The sequence below is a fragment of the uncultured Erythrobacter sp. genome, assembly GCF_947502395.1.
GTDB lineage: Bacteria > Pseudomonadota > Alphaproteobacteria > Sphingomonadales > Sphingomonadaceae > Erythrobacter.
Map to the genome: position 1 here is coordinate 833,638 of NZ_CANMZM010000001.1, position 15,981 is coordinate 849,618.

19 protein-coding genes are annotated in these 15,981 nt (G+C 55.7%); 7 read left to right on the forward strand and 12 right to left on the reverse strand.

Going from position 1 to position 15,981, the window contains the following annotated elements; genetic code table 11:
- Positions 1–10: 10 nt before the first annotated feature.
- The 3 genes from Q0778_RS04020 to ybeY all read right to left on the reverse strand — a co-directional run bounded on the left by Q0778_RS04020 (position 11) and on the right by ybeY (position 2,440).
- Positions 11–895: a LysR substrate-binding domain-containing protein gene (locus Q0778_RS04020; RefSeq protein ID WP_298304082.1), complete on the reverse strand. Its 885-nt coding sequence runs from the start codon at positions 893–895 to the stop codon at positions 11–13.
- Positions 896–989: 94 nt separating this feature from the next.
- Entirely contained in the window at positions 990–1,931 is a 942-nt protein-coding gene (locus tag Q0778_RS04025) for a hemolysin family protein (RefSeq protein ID WP_298304080.1), read from the reverse strand.
- A 23-nt stretch (positions 1,932–1,954) separates the two neighbouring features.
- Positions 1,955–2,440 (reverse strand): rRNA maturation RNase YbeY, encoded by a 486-nt coding sequence (ybeY, locus tag Q0778_RS04030; RefSeq protein ID WP_298304077.1) that lies wholly within the window; start codon positions 2,438–2,440, stop codon positions 1,955–1,957.
- A 317-nt stretch (positions 2,441–2,757) separates the two neighbouring features.
- Between ybeY and Q0778_RS04035 the strand changes: the two genes are divergently transcribed.
- Positions 2,758–3,477, forward strand: coding sequence for a helix-turn-helix transcriptional regulator (locus Q0778_RS04035; RefSeq protein WP_298334200.1), 720 nt, complete (start codon positions 2,758–2,760; stop codon positions 3,475–3,477).
- Positions 3,474–4,973 carry a serine hydrolase domain-containing protein gene (locus tag Q0778_RS04040; RefSeq protein ID WP_298334202.1) on the forward strand — a complete coding sequence of 500 codons (1,500 nt, stop codon included), beginning with the start codon at positions 3,474–3,476 and terminating at the stop codon, positions 4,971–4,973. The genes Q0778_RS04035 and Q0778_RS04040 overlap by 4 nt, the downstream gene beginning before the upstream one ends.
- A 157-nt stretch (positions 4,974–5,130) precedes the next feature.
- On the opposite strand, the gene Q0778_RS04045 is transcribed toward Q0778_RS04040, so the two are convergent.
- Entirely contained in the window at positions 5,131–6,171 is a 1,041-nt protein-coding gene (locus tag Q0778_RS04045) for a PhoH family protein (RefSeq protein WP_298334868.1), read from the reverse strand.
- 176 nt (positions 6,172–6,347) lie between these two features.
- Positions 6,348–6,545, reverse strand: coding sequence for a hypothetical protein (locus Q0778_RS04050; RefSeq protein ID WP_298334204.1), 198 nt, complete (start codon positions 6,543–6,545; stop codon positions 6,348–6,350).
- A 236-nt stretch (positions 6,546–6,781) separates the two neighbouring features.
- Here Q0778_RS04050 and Q0778_RS04055 point away from each other — a divergent pair, with 236 nt between their 5' ends.
- Together Q0778_RS04055 and Q0778_RS04060 are read left to right on the forward strand one after the other, a co-directional pair.
- Positions 6,782–6,910: a hypothetical protein gene (locus Q0778_RS04055; protein ID WP_298334206.1), complete on the forward strand. Its 129-nt coding sequence runs from the start codon at positions 6,782–6,784 to the stop codon at positions 6,908–6,910.
- A 72-nt stretch (positions 6,911–6,982) separates the two neighbouring features.
- Positions 6,983–7,945, forward strand: a complete 963-nt coding sequence (locus Q0778_RS04060) for a hypothetical protein (protein ID WP_298334208.1) — start codon at positions 6,983–6,985, stop codon at positions 7,943–7,945.
- On the opposite strand, the gene miaB is transcribed toward Q0778_RS04060, so the two are convergent.
- From miaB to Q0778_RS04080, 4 genes are all read right to left on the reverse strand, one after another.
- A complete protein-coding gene (miaB, locus tag Q0778_RS04065) occupies positions 7,942–9,309 on the reverse strand; it encodes a tRNA (N6-isopentenyl adenosine(37)-C2)-methylthiotransferase MiaB (protein WP_298304065.1) in 1,368 nt (455 codons plus the stop codon). The two genes, Q0778_RS04060 and miaB, sit on opposite strands and share 4 nt — an antisense overlap.
- 46 nt (positions 9,310–9,355) lie before the next feature.
- Positions 9,356–10,465 (reverse strand): hypothetical protein, encoded by a 1,110-nt coding sequence (locus Q0778_RS04070; RefSeq protein WP_298334210.1) that lies wholly within the window; start codon positions 10,463–10,465, stop codon positions 9,356–9,358.
- Between the two features lie 120 nt (positions 10,466–10,585).
- Entirely contained in the window at positions 10,586–10,900 is a 315-nt protein-coding gene (locus Q0778_RS04075) for a hypothetical protein (RefSeq protein ID WP_298334212.1), read from the reverse strand.
- Between the two features lie 2 nt (positions 10,901–10,902).
- The gene (locus Q0778_RS04080; RefSeq protein ID WP_298334214.1) at positions 10,903–11,364 is read right to left on the reverse strand and encodes a peptidylprolyl isomerase; all 462 of its coding nucleotides are present in this window, start codon (positions 11,362–11,364) and stop codon (positions 10,903–10,905) included.
- A gap of 130 nt (positions 11,365–11,494) precedes the next feature.
- Here Q0778_RS04080 and mgtE point away from each other — a divergent pair, with 130 nt between their 5' ends.
- The 3 genes from mgtE to Q0778_RS04095 all read left to right on the forward strand — a co-directional run bounded on the left by mgtE (position 11,495) and on the right by Q0778_RS04095 (position 13,791).
- Positions 11,495–12,940: a magnesium transporter gene (gene mgtE / locus Q0778_RS04085; RefSeq protein ID WP_298334216.1), complete on the forward strand. Its 1,446-nt coding sequence runs from the start codon at positions 11,495–11,497 to the stop codon at positions 12,938–12,940.
- An 84-nt stretch (positions 12,941–13,024) separates the two neighbouring features.
- Positions 13,025–13,417, forward strand: coding sequence for a DUF1489 domain-containing protein (locus tag Q0778_RS04090; protein WP_298304052.1), 393 nt, complete (start codon positions 13,025–13,027; stop codon positions 13,415–13,417).
- A 17-nt stretch (positions 13,418–13,434) separates the two neighbouring features.
- Positions 13,435–13,791: a hypothetical protein gene (locus Q0778_RS04095; RefSeq protein ID WP_298334218.1), complete on the forward strand. Its 357-nt coding sequence runs from the start codon at positions 13,435–13,437 to the stop codon at positions 13,789–13,791.
- Here the strand turns inward: Q0778_RS04095 and Q0778_RS04100 are convergent.
- From Q0778_RS04100 to Q0778_RS04110, 3 genes are all read right to left on the reverse strand, one after another.
- A complete protein-coding gene (locus tag Q0778_RS04100; RefSeq protein WP_298334220.1) occupies positions 13,788–14,498 on the reverse strand; it encodes a cytochrome b/b6 domain-containing protein in 711 nt (236 codons plus the stop codon). The two genes, Q0778_RS04095 and Q0778_RS04100, sit on opposite strands and share 4 nt — an antisense overlap.
- Positions 14,488–14,985 carry a cytochrome c gene (locus tag Q0778_RS04105; RefSeq protein WP_298334222.1) on the reverse strand — a complete coding sequence of 166 codons (498 nt, stop codon included), beginning with the start codon at positions 14,983–14,985 and terminating at the stop codon, positions 14,488–14,490. Before Q0778_RS04105 ends, Q0778_RS04100 begins: the two co-directional genes overlap by 11 nt.
- Before the next feature lie 105 nt (positions 14,986–15,090).
- On the reverse strand, positions 15,091–15,972 hold the full coding sequence (locus Q0778_RS04110) for a DUF1295 domain-containing protein (protein WP_298334224.1): 882 nt from the start codon (positions 15,970–15,972) through the stop codon (positions 15,091–15,093).
- Positions 15,973–15,981: the final 9 nt, after the last annotated feature.

Below are 15,981 nucleotides of genomic sequence, written 5' to 3' on the forward strand. Positions count from 1 at the left end.
ATTAATCAGACTAAAGGTCAGCCCGAACCAGCCAATCGTGAAACAGCCTGACAGGGCGCGATTCGAGCGCGGTGGGCTTGCACACAAACCAATAGCTGTAAGGGCTATGAACCTCTGGCCCCGGCAAATTGGTCAAGCGATTGTCAGCCGCGCGCCGCAAGTGGTCATCGTGCATAATCGCAATGCCGAGCCCTTGAGCTGCCGCCTCGAGCATCAGCGCGCCGGAATCATAGTGATCAATTGCTGCCGGTTCGAGGTCTTCAAGATTGTTGGCCTTCTTCCAGGCAACAAAACTCTCCGGCAGTTCATTGTGAATGAGGAAGGTCTGCTTGCCCAAGATCTCTTCATTCATCACTTCGCCAATCACGCCCGCTGCGGAGCGCGAACAGATAGCGTGGACGAGATTGTGATCGAGCCTCACTGCGTGCAGACCACTGGCCGGCCCGCGAGACAGAATGATCGCAGCGTCAAGCGTGTCGCCAACCCGGTCTTCGAGATGTGGGGCGGTATCAATATCAATATGCAGCAGTGGGTGACGCTTGCGCAGCTCGCCAAGGCGCGGAAACAGGCGTTGGCTGCCAAACATGGGCAAAACTCCCAAACGCAGGCGCAGCAAAGCGATATTGTCGGACTGGCTTTCCACCGCACGGGCAAGCGCTTCCATATGCGGGTTTACCGCCTCGTAGAAAGCCTGTCCCTCATCGGTGAGCTGCATCGATTGACGCGCGCGTGTGAAAAGCTTTTTCCCGACAAATTCTTCCAGATTGGTGATCCTGCGCGACAGCGCGGAAGGGCTCAAACCAATCTCTTCCGCGGCTGCACGCGCCGATCCCAAACGGACCGTGCGCATAAAGGCTTCAAGCGCTCGAAGCGGGGGAAGACGACGTGACGGCATGGAATTCAGCTCCTTTGCAAGGAGCTACGAGCGGCTACGCAAGCGGGATGCAAAAAAGCGAAGCGAATTTCGGAAGACCCATATTTGGGTGACATTACTGCAAGTCACTTTCGGTTGGCTTCGGCTCAGGAGCATGGAGCCGGAGGCGTTTCACATGGGTTTCATCACCCGCTGTGACTTCAATGCGCCAACCGCTGGGATGTTCCAGCATGGATCCCACAGAGGGCACGGCTTCCGCCAAAACGAAGGCCAAACCGCCCAATGTGTCTACCGCTTCCTCAACTTCTGCAAGACGCGGATCGACCGCACTTGCGACATCCTCAAGCTCTGCGCGGGCATCGCAATCCCACATGCCCTGCCCAATTGGAACGATCAGCTCCTCGGGCGTTTCGTCGTGCTCATCCTCAATTTCACCAACGATTTCTTCGACTAAGTCTTCGATAGTGATAAGGCCATCGGTCCCCGAAAACTCATCGAGCACTACAGCCAAGTGCACCCTGCGCGCGCGCATGTCCGCAAGCACATCCAAGGCACCACGCGTTTGCGGGACATAGAGGGGCTGACGCATCAGCACCGTCCAATCACTTGGCGGGGCCTTGCCGGTGGCGACATAGGCAAACACGTCTTTGATGTGAATCATGCCAATCACATCATCCAAAGTGTGGCGGTAGACCGGCATGCGCGAATGGCCATGTTCGGCAAATTGCGCGACCAATTCGTCCCAACCAAGGCTTGCGTCAACCGCAACAATTTCGCCGCGCGGGACGGCTACATCGTCGGCATCGTGCTCCGAGAAGTGCAGCAGGTTACGCAGCATCTGGCGCTCGACCGTTGAAAGGTCGCCATTGCCGGTTCCGTCTTCGCTGCTGTGATCGGAGCGATCGCCATTTTCGCCTTCGTGCTCGTCGATTGTCTCTTCGAGTTGCTTACGCAAGGACCGCGTGCCGTCACCGGCACCAACCATTTTCTTAATGAGGGGCCACAACCCCTTGCTACTCTCCGCGTCTCCCGCGGCGGCGCTACTGCTATCGGGCATGGCCCTTACGACGTTTCCTCCGTTTAAAGTCTGTCACCATATGGGTCCGCAATACCCATTTTTGCAAGAGCGGTTATCTCCAAAGCCTCCATCGCCTGCGCTTCTTCGTCAGAATGAACGTGATCAAAGCCGGCAAGATGCAGCAATCCATGGATAATGAGATGTGCAGCATGGTGTTCTAAGGCGACGCCCTTTTCGTCCGCTTCGCGGGTACAGGTCTCGTAAGCGAGCGCAATGTCACCGAGCATTTGCGGCGGGCCTTCTGGTGTCAGTTCGAGCAGTTCGTCCCGGGCTAACATCGGAAAGCTCAGCACATTGGTTGGATTGTCGCGCTGGCGCCATTCGCGGTTGAGCGTGTGGACTTCGGCATCTGAAGTGAAAAGCAGACTGGTCAAAAGGCGCGCGTTAGCAAGTTCAGGAGCCACCTTGCCCGCAGCTTCGGCCGCTCTCCTCGCCAGCGCCTCCCAGCCCCCTTCTGGCCAGTCTTCGATATCGATCTCAAGTTCCACGACGTTTCTCGTAATTACAACGCGTTGGGGAAAAGTTTGAGACACATGAGACACTGTACAAGAGCGAAAAACCCATCTGCCCATTCGCAGCCCGTTTCGACATCGCTTTGAGGAAGGATTGAGGAGGCCATTGAACCGACATTAGTACAGCAATGCTGCATTAGGAAAGCACGATCAATCTGACGCAAGCGTGCGGTAAGCTCGCGGAGCGACCATAAGCCCTCAAAAAGGACAAATATTCCTCTGCATCATTAATTATTCCTGCATATTCACCTTCAAGTTTTAACTCGACTTCGCGAGACTAGTCGCTGTCGCATATGAAACTTGCGCTGCTTGAGGAGGGGTTCGAAATGAGGTTTGGCGAGTATTTGAGGGAAACACGAGACAGGAGAGGATGGTCTCAGCCTGTCGCCGCTCAGCAAGTGGGTATTGAGCAGTCTTACCTTTCCAAACTCGAAACGGGAAAATCTTACCCAAGCGAAGAGATATTTGACAAACTGCAGAGCACATATGGTTTTGATGCAGGTGAAGTCGCCGGTCTGATCGATGGCGACGAGCTTCAGAAACTGAAAGAAGTGAGGTCCGTTCGCATCGCAATACTAGATCAAAACCAGACAGCTCAGGACAGCAATCGCAACTGGATGCTTGCTGGGCTGACCGGGCTGATGATTGGTGGTGCGCTTCTTGGAGGTGCAATAGTCCCAGATACTGCGGAGCGGCAATATATGTACCGTTCGGAAGGGTTCCTCCAGCCAGATGAATCCTTGACCGCTTATCATGCCATTCTCTCGCCGGACGATGGTCGCCATGCAGAAATGCTGTCACGGATCAATCAGGACAACCTTCATTTGGACCAATACCGCGGAGAGAGTTTTGTCGAAACGAGCTCGCAAGGAAGGCGTTTTTACGAACTCATAGCGCACCCTGAAACCAATAGTCACTCACCTCTGCGGTTCCTAATTATCCCGGCTTTTATGCTCCTTTTCGGAAGTGTGGGCTGCTTCTTCATTGCGCTACAAGGGAGGCAGAAGTCATGACCTACGCAAACCGCCATCCCTCCTGCATATGTGTAATGGCAAGGTATGTGTTTGGCGCCGCAAGTGCATTCACACTCGCTCTATGTACGACGCAATCGGTAGCCTCAGAGTCAAATCCAGCAGAGCGAATAGACAAGTTTCTTGCAGAAGGCGCGGATAATGGCTTCTCGGGAGCCATTCTGGTGTCCGTGAATGGGAATGTCGTTCTGAACGAGGGTTACGGCCTTGCCAATAAGGAGGAAGAGTTACCCTTTACACCCGATACGGTCATCTCAATCGGCTCAGTTACGAAGCAATTCACGGCCACAGCGATACTGCTTCTTGTCGAACGATCGCAGCTCAGCGTGGACGACCCGGTCAGTCACTATTTCCCGGACTTACCGGACAACAAGAAGAACATCACGATACATCAACTGCTTACACACTCATCGGGCCTCCCGCATTCAATAGGTGATGGTGATTTTGATCACATTCCCACGCATGAGTTTTTTAGTGAATTGTTCAACGGGGACCTGATGTTTGAGCCCGGCGAAAGGTACGGCTATTCAAACGCTGGTTACAGCGTCTTGGCACGGATCATCGAATTGCAGTCCGGCATGGACTATGAAAGCTTCATTGCGCACAATCTGTTCGGGCCTGCCGGGATGAAACGCACAGGCTACACATTGCCTCACTGGGACGACCTTGTGCTGGCGCACGCATACCAACGAAACATCATTGATCGCGGGACTATGATTGAGCGATTCAAAAGCGATGGCGCTGTTTCCTGGAACTTGAAGGGCAATGGTGGCATCCATTCGACACAGAATGACATGTATCTTTGGTACCTCGCACTTGAAAACAACACAGTTTTATCAAGCGAACTTACCAAGCAACTGACAACATCCTATATCGCCGAACAGGAAAGCGGCGACAGCCATTATGGATATGGCTGGGCAATATTCACGTCAGACCGCGACACCCAAATCATCACCCATAATGGTGGAAATGGCGCCTTTTTTCATGAGTTTCTTTGGTTGCCAGACGACAAAGCGGTCATCATCTTCTCAACCAATGCAACAAGCCAACAGGTTGAACGGACGTGGGCGATTGAGAAAATGCTCTTCAACGCATCATTCCAGCCAGAGCCAATCATCGAGAATGTTTATCAGCTCGTATTCGATTTCATGGCACAGCAGCCACCCGCGGAGATCACCAAGCTCAAATCAATATTGCGCTCACATTACGAGTCCGAGATTTCCTCGCCAACTGTGCTCAATCGGTTGGGGTACCTGAGTTTGCAGTTTCGTGAGGACAAACAATGGGCCGTGGAAATCTTCAGTTTCAATTCTCAGCTTTTTCCTGATGATCCCAATGTTTGGGACTCGCTCGGAGATGGCTATCGGGCGAATGGTCAGAAGGCGAAGGCAATAGATGCTTACCGATCGGCAGTCAGGCTTGGATCGCGGGAAAGCCAGACCAAAATCAATGAGCTTACAGATGCCGGCGTACGGTGAAACTTTAGCGAGTTGCCGCAACGTCTTACAACCTAAAGATCCGACCAGAAACATACGCTCACAGATCCACGGCGGAATGTCCGCTCACACCCCCAATGAAAGACCCTTGGGTTCCAAGTCGCGAGGCGAAATCCAGACATGCCCCAGAAAAACTGACCTAGCCCACTCCCTCATAGGCCTCGACAATCCGGCCAACGATGGGGTGGCGAACCACATCGGCGGCGCTGAAGCGGATGGTGCCGAAGCCCTCGACATTCTCAAGCTTGTCGACCGCATCGGCAAGGCCGGACATGCGGTCACCGCCCGGAATGTCGACCTGTTTGGGGTCTCCACAAATTACCATGCGGCTGTTCTGGCCAAAGCGCGTCAGGAACATCTTCATCTGTTCGCGCGTGGTGTTTTGCGCCTCGTCTAAGATCACAAAAGCATCGGCAAGTGTGCGTCCGCGCATAAAGGCAATCGGCGCAATCTCTATCTCGCCGCTCTCGATCCGCCGCTCGACCTGTTCGGGCGGCATGCAATCGTACAGCGCGTCGTAGAGCGGGCGCAGATAGGGATCGACCTTGTCCTTCATATCGCCAGGAAGGAACCCAAGCTTCTCGCCCGCCTCAACCGCTGGGCGGGAAAGGATCAGGCGCTGAACGCTGCCGGTCATCAATTGCGAGACAGCTTGCGCAACTGCGAGATAGGTCTTTCCCGTACCAGCTGGACCCAATGCAAAGATTATGTCGTCACGCGAGAGGCTGCGCATATAGGTGATCTGGGTCGCAGAGCGTGGCACAATGGTCTTGCGCCGCGTGCGGATCATGATCGGCGGCTCTTCCTTCTCACCGCTAATGATGCCTTCCAAAGTCGGCTCGTTCGACATGGCGATAAGCGATTCAATCGCGCCCGCATCAAGATCCTGCCCCTGAGCCAGCCGGTCATACATGGTCGTCAGGGTTTCGCGCGCACGCGCCACCGCATCCTCGGCTCCCTCGATCAAGACCTTGTCACCGCGCGCGTGGATATAGACGTTCAGGCGGTTTTCGACCTGCACCAAATTGGCATCGAATTGACCGAAGAGAGCGCCCAGCAGCGACTGATTTTCGAAAGAAAGTTCGGCCCTTGCCCGCCCGCCGGCACCCTGACTCTCGTTAGAGTTGATCGCAGCCGGAACGACTGTCGGATCGATTGAACTCGTGGGTTTGCGTCCCATAAGGTCCTTTGCACTTGAGCCATGCCTGCTGCGAGGAGAGGCCTTCATGAGTCGCAATGGTAGGCTCCCTTGCTCCTTTGGCAAGTTCAGGTGGTGGCTATGGCTGGGGAAACCCACCGCCCATTCGCAATGCGCACGCCGGTATGATATGAGAAAGTGCCCATCCGGAAGCAGAACTAATGCTGGCCCGCGACAGCCAACGCTGGGCCTTCGCCGGTGCAAGACAATCGGTCATCAATCGCATTGCAAGTCGAAGTGAAGGAGCAATCGGTTGGTCGCTGGTAGAATGTCGCAGGCCTAATGGCAGGCCGACCGGTCAAATCAATCTGAATGCAAAACCAGAACCGCGAACCCAATACGATATCTGCGGGCATGCACGCGACTCGGGCAAGCTGCCACCGAAGTATCGCAATCACATAATTTTGTCGGTTACTTTGCTCGATAGGCGGGCTGTTGAAGGTATGACAGCAAAACAGGTCGCCGACTATGCGACCATGCAACACTTTTACTGATCGATCCGCAGTTCGAATCCCGTGAGACGACCATTCCGTCAATTTTGACGTTATTCAGTCGCACAGACACGGCCATGGAAGGATTGACGCAGCTCGATATGTCTCTTTTGACAGCGACCTATCAAGGCAAGCCTGCGGACCTTACTTATGCGACAAGCCGAGAGACAGCCCGGCGTCTGATCAAGGGTGAACAGGTGAGTATAGACGAGAGTTTCGAACAATGGTAAGTGACATGCAAAGTTAGGTGCGTTGCTCTTTCGGACGATGGTCTATGGCCTCGGACGGAGAAAGGAGAAGCCGTGAAGACCTTTATCCCTGCCTTGATGTTTGCCCTGTTCAGTGCTGCGGGTTCCCTCGCGCAGACCAATTCTGACACCGGTTCGCAGCCCATCGGTTCGAACCAAAGCTCCGAAGGCGAAATCATTGTGGAAGGTGAAGTTCCCGTTTCACCGACCGAACGGCGCATTCAACTGCGTAAGATGGTGACCGATCTTATCACCAAACCGCGCGACGGGCGCACCGTCGCCACCTATTTTGAGGCAATCTGTCCGCAGGTTGTTGGTCTTCCAGAGGCCGAAACGCGCGTTATCGAAGAGCGGATCTCGGAAAATGCCGAAGCGCTGGGAGCCAATCGTCGCAATCCCACTAAGAACTGCAAGCCCAACCTGACAGTAATTTTTGTTCCGCCGAGCGCAGGGCCTCCTGATACGTGGCTGACCGACGACAACGACATGCTCCGCCACCTTCTGAGCTTTCAGCGCCAAGATGTCCTAAGCGAAGCCGATCCAGTGCGCACATGGACTATCAATGAAGTGCGAAATGTTGATGGTGCACCACTACAGAGCAATGCTGGAAGGATGACCTTTGATATAAAGGACGTAGACGATCCGACGAACGTAAATAATCCGGTTCGATTGGCTTCTCGTCTCAGAAGCAATTCAACGAGCGAAATAACCGGCTCTGTTGTACTGTTCGAACTCACCGCTGCCGCAGGCAAGACCCTTACGCAGCTGGCCGACTATGCCTCGATGCGCACATTCGGCAATTCGCGCGGTCTTGCGGCTGATGCCAATCCTGCCGCGGACACGATCCTCACTCTTTTCCGTGATGACGATCCACCAATGGCACTCACGACATTTGATCGCGCCTTGATTTCAAAGCTCTACGACACGTCGCGCAATTCATTGGCACGCCGATATTACAGCAATATCGCGGGTCGCGCTTTTGAAATGGAGCAAGCGGAAAAAGAGCAAACGCCTTAAGTGGCGTTGGCAGTCTGAGGAATGCGCCCGGCAATCGAATTGGGGCCCGCATCGACGAGCTCCACTTCGATGAGGTCGCCAATTTCGGCCGCACCTTCAAACCACACGCTGGTGAGCCAGGGAGATTTACCGAGCCATTGGCCGGGAAGCTTACCCTTTCGCTCAACTAGGATGGAACAGGTCTTGCCCACTAGCGCGTCGTTAAAGGCACGCTGATCGCGGTTGAGGCGTTCTTGAAGGCGCGCAAGACGATCATCCATCACGTCGCGCGGGATCTGATTATCCATCGTGGCCGCAGGTGTACCGGGGCGCGGTGAATACTTGAAACTGAACGCTTGAGAATAACGGACCTCGTCGATCACGGCGAGCGTGTCCTGAAATTCCTCTTCGGTCTCTCCGGGAAAGCCGACGATAAAGTCACCCGACAATGCGATGTCAGGACGTGCCTCGCGAAAGCGCTCAAGAAGGCGCAAATAGCTTTCCGCCGTATGCGCGCGGTTCATCGCTTTCAGCACACGGTCATTGCCGGACTGCACGGGCAAGTGCAGATACGGCATCAGTTTTGCGACCTCACCATGCGCGGCGATCAAATCGTCTTCCATGTCATTGGGGTGCGATGTTGTGTAACGAAGACGCTCTACCCCATCGAGCTTTGCAATCGCGCGGATGAGGCCCGCGAGCCCCACTGGCCTCCCTGCATCATCTTCGCCTGCCCATGCGTTGACGTTCTGGCCAAGCAGAGTGATCTCGCGAGCGCCAGCTTCAATAAGCCTGCGCGCTTCGTCAATCAAATCACTGAATGGACGGGAAATTTCTGCACCGCGCGTGTAAGGCACCACACAATAGGTGCAGAATTTATCGCACCCTTCTTGCACGGTAAGAAACGCGGTTGGTGAGCGCCTTTTGCGCGCAGGAAGCGCACCGAACTTTGCAATCGCTGGCATGTCGGTGTCGGTCGCCCGCTCACCCGCGACCGCTGAATCCAGCATATCGGGCAGGCGGTGATAGGCCTGCGGTCCCACGACCATCGAGACAGCGGGCGCGCGCGTCATGATCTCTTCGCCCTCAGCCTGAGCGACGCAGCCAGCCACCGCAATCATCGGCGCTTTCTTCTGCGTCTTTCCTTTGGTCAGACGGCCAATGTCAGAATAAATCTTCTCTGCCGCCTTCTCACGAATATGGCAGGTGTTGAGCACAACCAGGTCCGCATCCTCGCCCTCCGGTGCAGGTGACAGGCCTTTTTCGTCCAGAAGCTCGCCCATACGCTCGCCATCATAGACGTTCATCTGACAGCCAAAGCTTTTGACGCGGTAGGTCTTTGGGCTCTCGTTAGGAGCCACACGGGGGTCTGTGGTTGGTTTCATGGTCGCGCGCGTTTAGCCTCAACCACGCGCCAGTTCAATCATGGCTTCAATCGTCAGCTTCGTCAGGCGAAGTCTCTTTGTCAGGTCGCGATTGGTGAACGCAAGGCGTAATCTCGCGATGCCCCACCCCCGGATGGCCGGACTGCGCACGCCTACACTCCACTTTTGGCCGCTCAATGCCTTGAGTTCTCACTATTTGGAGAGCGTCCTTATCCGCATACGCTGCGATCCATGTCAGGCAATCGGCGAGCCGCCGCATCGAGTGCTTCTTGATCGAACTTGCCCCCGGCCTGCAATTAATCGTGTAGACCTCGGCCGCAGGGGCTGATTTGAACTTGGCGAAGCGCCGCAGAATCTCCCCCCGCTCATTAAGGACGGTGCGCCGCACATTGTTCGACATGGCATCGCCCCCGTAGAAGGGCGAGGTGTTGAACATAAAGGCGCGCACTTCCGGATTGGCCATCGAGACTTCCGTTGCCAGTGCCCCGCCAAGCGAATGCCCCGTCACAATCCATGGCACATCGTCATCAAACCGCCCGCTTTCCGAAGCGAATGCCTCCACTGCAAGGTCGATCTGGTCATTGCGCAGTGTGCCGTAGAAGATGTCCGTGAACCCGTCGAAGTCGGTCCCTCGAAAGGCGAGGATACGCGCGACAACTTGCGGGTCTTCTTGGTCAGGCACATCATTCTGAGCGATCTGCTCAAATATGGCGTAGCCAAAGCCTTTATCCATATCGTCTTTTGAGATGGGCAAGCGCTTGACGCGCTGCAGGATCGGAGCCGTGTCAGTGTAGAGATCACTATCTCCATCATAGGCTTGCAGCGAAGCGATGGCATACGGATAGGCTTCGACTGCAGCCTCGCGCACAAAGGAGCACCACCCACCCGGCTCCATCCGACAGGGTGAGCGCGATTGGGAGATATCGGGTATTGTGGCGCAGGCCGAGAGGGTGATGAGCAATAGGCTCAGCCACCACGCCCGCAACCCGGTTCGTCCTGAGCTTGTCGAAGGACGCGTTTTGAGGCAGCTGGGCCTCGACAGGCTCAGCACGAACGGCCTTCGGTTTACGGCTAGAGCTAGGATCAATGCAGCAAAACGCATTTGTGCGCTCCGCATCACGTCGCCATTCCAAAGAGGCACAGAGACGAGTCTCACCGTAGGACTCCACAAAACCAACGACGCGACGCTTGCCACCGCAAACAACAATCTAACTGCCGAAGGTCTTTTGCCCGATAGATCCCGAAAAGGAATTGCGATTTCATGGTTATGGGGCGTTCAGAAGGATGCTTGGCGTTTCCTAATTAGGACACGCCAAACCCACTCCAAGAGATAACCGGCCCAATATGGAAGAGCATTCAAGAAGACCGCGATCATCAAAAAACCGCTTGCCGCCCAAACCAGCGGATCAGTGAAATCTTCGCCGCAAAACCAGTAGAGGAAGTAGCTGGCAATAGCGATCCATGGTAAACCAGCAACAATCACGAAGCGGGTCACTTTCCGATCCGGCAGCATCGTTCTTGCTAAAGCCCTTAGGCCAAAACCCAAAGCTCCAATCAGGAGCAAGCTGGCTACCTCAATCGCTAGAGCCAAGATCAACCCACGGTCGCCTTCACAATCTTGCCGGGGCTTGCGGGTGGCTCACCCTTGGGCAGGGCGTGGACGTGCTCCATGCCACTCTCGACCTTGCCCCAGACGGTGTATTGGCCATCGAGGAAACCTGCATCGTCAATGCAGATGAAGAATTGTGAGTTAGCGCTGTCGGGCATTTGTGAACGCGCCATCGAACAAACCCCTTCGACGTGGGGCTCTGAGTTGAACTCCGCCTTGAGGTCGGGCTTTTCACTGCCACCCATGCCGGTGCCGGTAGGGTCTCCACCTTGCGCCATAAAGCCGTCGATCACGCGGTGGAACACCACTCCATCGTAAAAGCCTTCGCTGGCAAGCTCAGTGATGCGCTCGACATGGCCGGGTGCCAAGTCCGGACGCAGCTTGATAACAACGTCCTTGCCTTCGCCATCGCCAGTGTCGAGCGTGAAAGTGAGTGTGTCGGCCATAATCCAATATCTCCTGAATGTTTGGCCGGTGATATAATGACTTCCGCGCGCCTGTCACCCACTAGCTGTCACCCACTACTCGCAACGGTTTGCTTGCTTTTGGAGGCGCGGACCCTAGACCCTCAAACCCATGGTAGATCAACGCGCTCTTGATGACGAAGCCCTGCCAATCGAGGCAGAAGACGTCGTGCGCCCCGATGACCGGATCGATGATGAGCGCCACGATGAAGAAAACCGGCTAAAGCGGTCTTTTGTGAGTTCGGTCCGCGATGCGTTGGAGCGCAGTGACTCCAATGCAGTCTACGACCTGGTCGAACCGCTTCACCCCGCCGACATCGCCGACCTTGTCGAACTCATCGATGAAGGCGACCGTGAGACATTTGCTGCTGCCATCACCGATTTGATGACACCGGAAGTGGTCGCAGAGCTTAACGATCACGTCCGCGAACTCATGATGGAAGCTCTCGCGCCAGAAGACGTTGCCACCATCACAGAGCAGCTCGAAACCGATGATGCGGTCCAGTTGCTCGAAGACCTTGACGAGGATGATCAAAAAGCGATCATCGCCGAACTGGAGCCTGAAACGCAGGCCGCGGTTGAAAGCGCGCTGTCCTATCCGGAGGAAACCGCCGGGCGCCTGATGAACCGCCACTTTATGGCGGTGCCCGAGCATATGACGGTCGGTGACCTGATTGATTACTTACGCGAGGAAGGTGATCTGGAGCACGATTTCTGGGAAGTTTTCGTGGTCGATGCCTCTCACCATCCAGTCGGCACGTGTGCACTCAACTGGATTTTGACGACACCGCGCAGCATCGCGCTGACTGACGTGATGAAGCGCGACCAGACGCTCATTCCGGTGACGACTGATCAGGAAGAGGTCGCACTAATGTTCCAGAAATACGCGCTGATCTCCGCCGCCGTGACCGACGAAAGCGGACGTTTAGTGGGCCAGATCACCGTCGATGACATCGTGCACATCATATCTGAAGAGGCAGGCGAAGACGCGCTCTTGCTTTCTGGTGCTGGCGATGGCGACATCAACGAGCCAATCAAGGAGGCTTATTCCAGCCGCGTACGCTGGTTGGTCGCCAATTTGGGGACGGCTGTGGTGGCCTCGGCCATCATCGCTTTCTTTGGTGCAGCAATTGAGAAGCTGGTGGCGCTCGCGGTGCTGATGCCGATTGTCGCGAGTATTGGCGGAAACGCGGGCACGCAAACCATGGCAGTGGCCGTGCGCGCGATTGCCACCAATCAGCTGACCCGTGCCAATACATGGCGCATTGTCTGGCGAGAATTGCGCGTTGCGCTCCTCAACGGAGGGACGGTCGCCGTATTGATCGGCATTGCCGCTGGCATATTATTCGGCCCGGAAATGGGCGTGGTGATTGCGCTTGCCATGGTTATCAATATCGCGGTTTCCGGCCTGGCGGGCGTGCTGGTTCCAGTGGGTTTCGAACGTATGGGGCAAGACCCGGCGGTCGCATCATCCGTCTTTGTCACCATGATTACTGATTCGATGGGTTTTTTCGCCTTCCTCGGGCTGGCAGTCGCAGCCGGGCTTGCGCCGTTGTAAACGCTGAGATGGAACACAAGAAAGTATCGTGGATTGCTTAGGGTGGCTGCTCGCAATCGACCGAAAACCTCTTAAATTGGTCCCATGCCCCTACACCTGACGAAAATCGCTTACGGCGCGCAAAGCTATGCCGAGTTGGAAAGCTGGTATCGAGGCGGCACGCGTGCGCCCTACCTCACAACCAAATACCGCCCAACCAAATGGGAACAGTGTATTGGCGGCTCGCTGTATTGGATCCACCAGCATTCCATCGTTGCGCGCTCTGAAATCATCGGCTTTTCGCAAACCGATGATGGGCGCTGGCTGATCGAAATGAAGCCAGAGCTGGTTCGCGTAGAGCCCCGCCCCAAACGCGCCCACCAAGGTTGGCGTTATCTGAAGGGCGATCCCCCGCGCGACCTGGATGAGGGCGAGGATATTGGCGATGCGCTGCCGGGGAAACTGGCGGGTAAGCTTGAACGCTTGGGGTTGATTTGATGCGCTGCATTGGGCCGATGGCTTTACTTGCAGTCCTCGTGCTTGTGAGCCCGGCTCAGGCCGAAGTTTCAGATAAAATGCTGATTGTTGATCATCGGGTTGATCCTTGGATTTGGCCCGCTGCTCTTTGCATTGCTGCGCTTGCACTCGAAATCAAGTGGCCCCGGTTTGGCCTTGCGACGCTTCCGTTTTCGGCTCTTTTGGCCTTCGGAATCTATTCAGAGTTCAATGATCCGTATGTCGGCCCAGCGATCCTGCATGAGCTCGGGGAAGCTTATGTCAGAAACTCATGGATCGCTATTGGATTTGCACTTTTGTTTCCCGTCGCTCTGACCTTTAGTTTGAACATTAGAAGGAGGCGTATGGGGGCCTAAATTGGCCTCGGCACCCCCAAATACACCCAGAACGCCAATCCCGCCGACACCGCCAGCGCACCAAGCGCCCTGCTCCACGGCGCAGGCGAGTTGTCTGCAACGCTCAGTGCCTTCTCGCCCGTACCGCCAACCATTGGCCCGATCAGGTTCTGTGCTTGAAACGCCCCGTATAACCCGACTGCGGTGATGTGCAGGCCGACCATGCCGAAGACGACCCAATAGAACCATTCATGCGTGTCGGTGAGGAAATCGGCTGTTCCCACGCCCACAAGCGAGTTCAATGGTCCGGTCGCGCCGTCAAAGGGATCGCCTGCAAAAAGGCCCATGCTCACTTGGGCAAGCGTCAGGCCCAAAAGCGCTAGCACTGCCAACGCGCCCAAAGGGGTGTGACCCTTGTGCTGTTTATGCGGATACCCTCCGCGCAAATATTTAAGGAGAGCACCCGGCCCCTTAACGAAGCTCGAAAAGCGTGCGGTATCAGTGCCAATGAGCCCCCACAAAATGCGGAAGATGATGAGTGCCAACAGCACATGGCCAAGCCGCATGTGCCAGCCCCATTGCGAGCTATCCGCAGTCACCCACATGGCAGGCAAAAGCAGAGCGAATGACCAATGCGTTAGGCGCACCGGCCAATCCCAGATCCTGACCGAATGCGTCTTTGCGATAGGCTCTTGGACCAGGCTTGGTTCTACCTGATCACTCGTCATCGACGCGATATTTTTCGTGACAGGCCTTACAGCCATTAAGGCCCAGATTGCCAACCTGCCCGCCAACTGCTTCGGGATCACCAGTGGCGGCCGCTGCCATCATGTCAGCGCTTGCCGCGACACCGTTTTCAATCGCCTCTGCAAAGCCCTCCGGGTCTTCCCAAATCGTCGCGAGAGCTTCTGTGTCGTATCCCGCTTCCACGCTGGTGCCGTCAGGGAAGAGGTCGGGCAGGCGTTGCAGCCGCTCATTGATGTCGGCAGCTGCCGGAGTGATCACCGCAAAGTCGGGCGCATCCGTTTCAAGCTGCTCGCGGATCGCCTTAAAGCTGTCACCAATCGCTTTGAAGTTATCTTGACGCTGCTCAATTTCAGCAGGCGTGTCTGCCGCTGAGTCTTCGGCACCGTTTTCCGCTCCGCCACTGCAGGCAGCAAGCAATGCAAAGGCAGAAGCAGCGGCGAAGAAAGAGGGAACTGACATGCGGGCCATAAGGCTCTCCTTGATTAAACTCGATCCCCTTTGCAGGGGTGTATCGCAGTGCTTTGTTTTGTCAAAGTGTCTAATGTGCGAGGCATCGTCGCGCACCTCTTTGGCCTATCCCCTTGATGGCGGCTTTGGGAACAGGGCCGGTGTGGCCTTGCGATAGGCCTGGTACTCAGGATCATCGCCCCAGCGCTCTTTTGCCTGTGCATCTTGCAGATTGATCCCGCTGATCCGTGTGAGCAGGAGGAAGACAAAGATCGGCGAGATGACGACTAACCACGAGAGGCCTGACAAGATTGGCACCGCAATTACGAGAATGCCGAACCACAGCGTGATTTCACCAAAATAATTGGGATGGCGACACCAGCGCCACAGGCCCACATTGATGAACTTGCCCTTGTTGGCTGGGTCACTGCGATAGGCCTGTTTCTGTGCATCAGCCACGCTTTCAAACACAAAGCCAAGCAGCCAGATCGCGCTGCCCGCAAAGAAGAAGAGTCCGATCGGCGCGCGGGCATCAGCGGTGATAATCGCGATTGCAGCGGAGGCCGTCAGGATCACCCACAGCCCTTGCAGCGTCCACGCGACAAGAAAACGCGGTGGGTTCACGCGGATCTTTTCAAACCGGCTGTCCGCCCCACCCGCAGCATGAATACGGCGATAAAGGAAGGTGCCAAGGCGAAGGCACCAGATCGCCACCATGCCGGCAACAACCATGGAGCGAATGTCGAGCCCTCCGTGGGCCTGGACCGCGGCATAGATAGCCAGCGCGGTCACTGTCAGATAGGTCAGCGCGCCGACGCTATCGTAGAATTTGTCGCTCTGCGCGGCAGCGGATGGGATAAAGGCAAGCCAGTTAAGGCCAAGCGCCCAAAGCCCCGTTACAAACATGGCTGAGAGCCCGAAGAGCGGCACGCTACCCGACCCAGCAAACCACGAAAACGCCAAAGCAACGGCAGTGACAACCACCACCACAATCAGACTTTTCCCCATAGCAAACCC

Bases quoted from the DNA above. Each gene is read 5' to 3' on its own strand.
- Q0778_RS04020 (WP_298304082.1), bottom strand. From the start codon at position 895: ATGCCGTCACGTCGTCTTCCCCCGCTTCGAGCGCTTGAAGCCTTTATG.
- Q0778_RS04100 (WP_298334220.1), bottom strand. From the start codon at position 14,498: ATGACGAGTGATCAGGTAGAACCAAGCCTGGTCCAAGAGCCTATCGCA.
- Q0778_RS04090 (WP_298304052.1), top strand. From the start codon at position 13,025: ATGCCCCTACACCTGACGAAAATCGCTTACGGCGCGCAAAGCTATGCC.
- Q0778_RS04055 (WP_298334206.1), top strand. From the start codon at position 6,782: ATGTCTCTTTTGACAGCGACCTATCAAGGCAAGCCTGCGGACCTTACT.
- Q0778_RS04025 (WP_298304080.1), bottom strand. From the start codon at position 1,931: ATGCCCGATAGCAGTAGCGCCGCCGCGGGAGACGCGGAGAGTAGCAAG.
- Q0778_RS04040 (WP_298334202.1), top strand. From the start codon at position 3,474: ATGACCTACGCAAACCGCCATCCCTCCTGCATATGTGTAATGGCAAGG.
- Q0778_RS04110 (WP_298334224.1), bottom strand. From the start codon at position 15,972: ATGGGGAAAAGTCTGATTGTGGTGGTGGTTGTCACTGCCGTTGCTTTG.
- Q0778_RS04105 (WP_298334222.1), bottom strand. From the start codon at position 14,985: ATGGCCCGCATGTCAGTTCCCTCTTTCTTCGCCGCTGCTTCTGCCTTT.
- Q0778_RS04045 (WP_298334868.1), bottom strand. From the start codon at position 6,171: ATGGGACGCAAACCCACGAGTTCAATCGATCCGACAGTCGTTCCGGCT.
- Q0778_RS04095 (WP_298334218.1), top strand. From the start codon at position 13,435: ATGGCTTTACTTGCAGTCCTCGTGCTTGTGAGCCCGGCTCAGGCCGAA.
- Q0778_RS04035 (WP_298334200.1), top strand. From the start codon at position 2,758: ATGAAACTTGCGCTGCTTGAGGAGGGGTTCGAAATGAGGTTTGGCGAG.
- Q0778_RS04080 (WP_298334214.1), bottom strand. From the start codon at position 11,364: ATGGCCGACACACTCACTTTCACGCTCGACACTGGCGATGGCGAAGGC.
- Q0778_RS04050 (WP_298334204.1), bottom strand. From the start codon at position 6,545: ATGCCCGCAGATATCGTATTGGGTTCGCGGTTCTGGTTTTGCATTCAG.
- mgtE (WP_298334216.1), top strand. From the start codon at position 11,495: ATGGTAGATCAACGCGCTCTTGATGACGAAGCCCTGCCAATCGAGGCA.
- miaB (WP_298304065.1), bottom strand. From the start codon at position 9,309: ATGAAACCAACCACAGACCCCCGTGTGGCTCCTAACGAGAGCCCAAAG.